We start from the raw sequence: 1,187 nt of genomic DNA, 5'->3' as shown, positions 1-1,187 counted from the left end.
TAACCACCGAAGCGGCTTCCGCTGAATTTAATACTCGGGTTTCTAGGATAAATTCGTTAGAAGCCTGACGCATTACTTGTGTTAATTCCGCTTCAGCTAATTCGCTAGGTGATTTTTTAAACAACACTAGCGATGCTCTTAGAACATTATAAGCTTCGGGTTTTTGGTTAAGCGTAGATACATTCATGTTAAAACTCCGGCTCGGTAAAGGTTTCCGGGTGAGCAGGTTCTAAAGCCGTTTCCGGCACTTGTAACATTTTTTCGCGAAAAGCAACATGGTATTGAATGAGGGCATCATCGCGTATGACTTTCATCACTTCGCCTTCCGTGCCTTTAGCGACTAGCACATTACCTTGTACGCCTAAATCTAATGTGCATATCACTTTATCGCGAAACTCAAAGCGGCTAGGATTCCACGGTTCATCAGCGCTAATCAGCTCTTCTAAGCGACAGCCGACCATGCGGCCTTGGCTTAAAAAGTGAACGGTGAAAATCACTTGGTCTTGTAAAAACGTACCGACTTCGATGATGTTACCGACGCTGCCGCGACGTATTAGCAAATGACCGACATCAAGACCAGGGTAAGTGCCATCGTTACGAACATTACGGGTCACTCTAACCGATTCGCCGTATTCAAAACGGCCTTCATCAAAACGTTCCGGTTTCATGTTTTAATATCCGTTAAAGCAACAAACCCCGTTTGTGGTTCGCCCATGTGAAAGACTTTAAAGACTTTTTCCGTGACGGCATCTGATTCGACAAAATCCTGATATGCCCGTGCTAGCAAGGTCTTGTACACGGCTCTTTGAGCTTCTTCGCTATCCGGCATACTGTCAGCGGCTTGCTGCAAATAGTTATGAAAACGTTGCAAGATATGTAAGCGATTCACATGCACGACGGTTTGGTCGTAATCCAAGTTAAAATACTGCAAAAATTCTTCAGCAGATTCAAATTCTTCCAATTCTTCTATGAAACTCATGTTTGTCTCCGCTTAGGTCAGGGATGATGGTGTTTTTTAATGTGGCTATATAGAAAATGGCTAATAAAACTGTCATCGTAAAATCTAATGAGGTCGCTATCGCGAGGTTTTATTTTTAAGCCGGTTCTCGCACCGGCAGGCGAGCTACTTTCTTTTGCGTCGGCAAAGAAAGTAGCCAAAGAAAAGGCGACCCGTTGCCGCTTCTTCC

The 1,187-nt window shown here is 44.1% G+C and carries 3 protein-coding genes and 1 pseudogene; all 4 read right to left on the bottom strand.

All coding sequences use genetic code 11. The features are described 5' to 3' along the window. Positions 1 to 187, bottom strand: a pseudogene (locus tag VZ94_RS19910) (nitrogen fixation protein NifM); the annotation flags it as partial. Between the two features lies 1 nt (position 188). After that, positions 189 to 668, bottom strand: coding sequence for a nitrogen fixation protein NifZ (locus tag VZ94_RS19905; protein WP_045780562.1), 480 nt, complete (start codon positions 666 to 668; stop codon positions 189 to 191). Beyond that, entirely contained in the window at positions 665 to 979 is a 315-nt protein-coding gene (nifW, locus tag VZ94_RS19900; RefSeq protein WP_045780561.1) for a nitrogenase-stabilizing/protective protein NifW, read from the bottom strand. The genes VZ94_RS19905 and nifW overlap by 4 nt, the downstream gene beginning before the upstream one ends. A 17-nt stretch (positions 980 to 996) precedes the next feature. Further along, positions 997 to 1,187, bottom strand: a 191-nt coding sequence (locus tag VZ94_RS27335) for a hypothetical protein (protein WP_045780560.1), incomplete at its 5' end; no start/stop codon positions are given.

The sequence above is a fragment of the Methylocucumis oryzae genome (assembly GCF_000963695.1).
GTDB classification, from domain to species: domain Bacteria; phylum Pseudomonadota; class Gammaproteobacteria; order Methylococcales; family Methylomonadaceae; genus Methylovulum; species Methylovulum oryzae.
Note: the sequence above shows the minus strand (reverse complement) of the source record. Positions and strands in the feature narration are given on the sequence as shown.

Coding starts and splice junctions, on each gene's coding strand:
- nifW (WP_045780561.1), bottom strand. CDS start 979: ATGAGTTTCATAGAAGAATTGGAAGAATTTGAATCTGCTGAAGAATTT.
- VZ94_RS19905 (WP_045780562.1), bottom strand. CDS start 668: ATGAAACCGGAACGTTTTGATGAAGGCCGTTTTGAATACGGCGAATCG.